Below are 2,333 nucleotides of genomic sequence, written 5' to 3'. Positions count from 1 at the left end.
AGTGATGTCTGACTAATTGCTCGAATTGATATAAATAAGCAGCGCAAATTAATCTAATCAACATTAATGGAGTAAAAAAGTTATTTGTTCCCAACCACCAATGGTTCATTGCGGTTAAATAGTAATTAGGATTAAAAATAACTACGCCAATTATAGTACTAACAATTGCTGTAACAGCGATCGCCAACCAGCCGTATAATCCTTCCCACCAACTCATCAAACCAGGAAACCAAAATTTCCTGCCCGACATTTCTGGAGTTTGGCTATCGGGAAAAAATAGATCCAAACCAATATGTAAGATGTGATGGGCGACTGCGATGATGGCAATGGGAGATAAAATAATTAGCAAGTAGAGTATGGCATGACTGTTGAGAGAAAGTATTTTCAGCCAGCGATAGTCGGTGTTTGCTACTATCGTTCGCAGCAAATATTTCATACCTCGCACCAATAGCAGTAAAACGATCGCACTCATCCAAGCATTAAAGTTGGGTATCCAAGGAGGTAACTTGTTCATTAATTCTTTCAGGGTAATTGTTTTAGACAAATCATCCTTCCAAACTAACGGATTTCCCCCAATAAACCTGCGATCACGATCGACTTATAGATTAAGCTTTTAAATATTAATAAAATTAATCAGAAATGTTTGCAGACTTAGAACAAACTATTAAACAAGATCCTAATAATCTAGAAGCCTATTATCGCAGGAGCGAACTTTATTTCGAGCAACAGGATTATACTGCGGGAATTCAAGATCTCGATGCCATTCTTCAGCAGGATACTAATGCGGTTTTAGCCTATATGCTGCGGGCTTATGGTTGGGGAAAACTGGGTAAAAATCGAGAAGCCCTTGCTGATTACGCTCGCGCTATCAAACTTTGCCCTAATTATGCTAAAGCTTATTTTAATCGCGGTACTATTTATCAAAATCTCCAGGAGAATACTGCTGCCATTGCCGACTACGATCGCGCCATTGCTTTAGATCCTGACTATCAAGTGGCTTATTTTAATCGTGGTATCGTTCATAATCGCTTGAAACAACACGATAAAGCCATCGCTGACTATACCGAAGCAATCCGTCTCAATCCCGAAGATAGCGAAGCCTATTACAATCGTGCCAGCAGCTACAATTTAGTCAAACAATATAGTTCAGCGGTAGACGACTACGATCGCGCCATCGAACTTAATCCCCAAGATTTAGAAGCCTATTACAATCGCGCTAATGTTTACCATAAAACCAAGGTATACGATAAAGCGATCGCCGACTATACCAAGGTAATTGCCAGGAATTCTAACCACGCACCTACTTATTACAATCGCGGTACTACTTACTTAGCTACTCAAGAATATCAAAAAGCGATCGCCGATTTCTCTTAAGCGATCGAGCTAAATCCGAATTACGCCGAAGCCTATTACAATCGGGCTATTACTCACAACAAAGTTGAAGCATATCAATCAGCAATCTCCGATCATCAAAAAGCGATCGGTTTAAAAGAGAATTATGCCGAAGCCTACGGTAATTTGGGCTTGGTTTACCAAACTTTGGGCGAAAAAGATCAAGCGATCGCCAATCTCGAAATAGCAGCAAAATTATTTAAACAACAAAACAATCAACCTTTATATAAGTACGTAACGGATAAATTAGCAATAATTAAAAGCAGTTAGGGCAGTAACGACAACTAAAAACTAAAAACGATATCATTTGTAGCAAACCCTAACTAGTCCATATAAATAATGAATTTTGCAGAAGAGTTTACTCTCCTATTAAGAGCTTGTTATCCGTTAATTTATCTTCCCACTAACGAAGAAGAGAGGGCAGAAAAAGCGATCGCCACAGCGACAGAAAGATTGGGCAAGCGTAATATTTTTATCTGGGATTTTGTTAACGGCTATCAAGATAATCCCAATAATACGGGCTACGGCAAGCGCAATCCCTTGCAAGCCTTAGAATTTATTAGTAAGATGTCTCCTAAAGCTGGTGGAGTGTTTATTTTAAGAGATTTTCAACGTTTTTTAGAAGATATTGCTATATCTCGCGAATTGCGTAACTTAGCTAGAACACTCAAATCTCAACCTAAAAACATTATTATCATCGCCCCTCAAGTACAAATTCCTGCCGAATTAACTGAAGTCATTACCGTAGTCGATTTTGCTCTCCCTTCCGCACCAGAAATTAAAACCGAAATCGAACGCCTCATCTCAGCCACAGGGCAAAACTTATCTACTCAACTAATAGACGAACTAGTCAGGGCTGCTAGAGGTTTGTCCTTAGAAAGAATTAGAAGAGTTTTAACCAGAGCGATCGCCTCTAACGGCAAATTAGAACCAGAAGATGT

The 2,333-nt window shown here is 39.2% G+C and carries 4 protein-coding genes; 3 read left to right on the top strand and 1 reads right to left on the bottom strand.

Annotated elements, in window-relative coordinates:
• Window positions 1-514, bottom strand: a 514-nt coding sequence (locus AC33VI_RS08310; RefSeq protein ID WP_491781798.1) for a hypothetical protein, incomplete at its 3' end; no start/stop codon positions are given.
• A gap of 125 nt (window positions 515-639) precedes the next feature.
• Here AC33VI_RS08310 and AC33VI_RS08305 point away from each other — a divergent pair.
• The 3 genes from AC33VI_RS08305 to AC33VI_RS08295 all read left to right on the top strand — a co-directional run.
• Window positions 640-1,374, top strand: coding sequence for a tetratricopeptide repeat protein (locus AC33VI_RS08305; RefSeq protein ID WP_491781797.1), 735 nt, complete (start codon window positions 640-642; stop codon window positions 1,372-1,374).
• A gap of 3 nt (window positions 1,375-1,377) precedes the next feature.
• Window positions 1,378-1,662 carry a hypothetical protein gene (locus AC33VI_RS08300; protein WP_491781799.1) on the top strand — a complete coding sequence of 95 codons (285 nt, stop codon included), beginning with the start codon at window positions 1,378-1,380 and terminating at the stop codon, window positions 1,660-1,662.
• A gap of 69 nt (window positions 1,663-1,731) precedes the next feature.
• The coding region (locus AC33VI_RS08295; RefSeq protein ID WP_491781796.1) for an AAA family ATPase at window positions 1,732-2,333 on the top strand (602 nt) is incomplete at its 3' end.

This window comes from Waterburya sp. (assembly GCF_058530065.1).
This window is presented reverse-complemented; position numbering and strand designations above follow the sequence as displayed.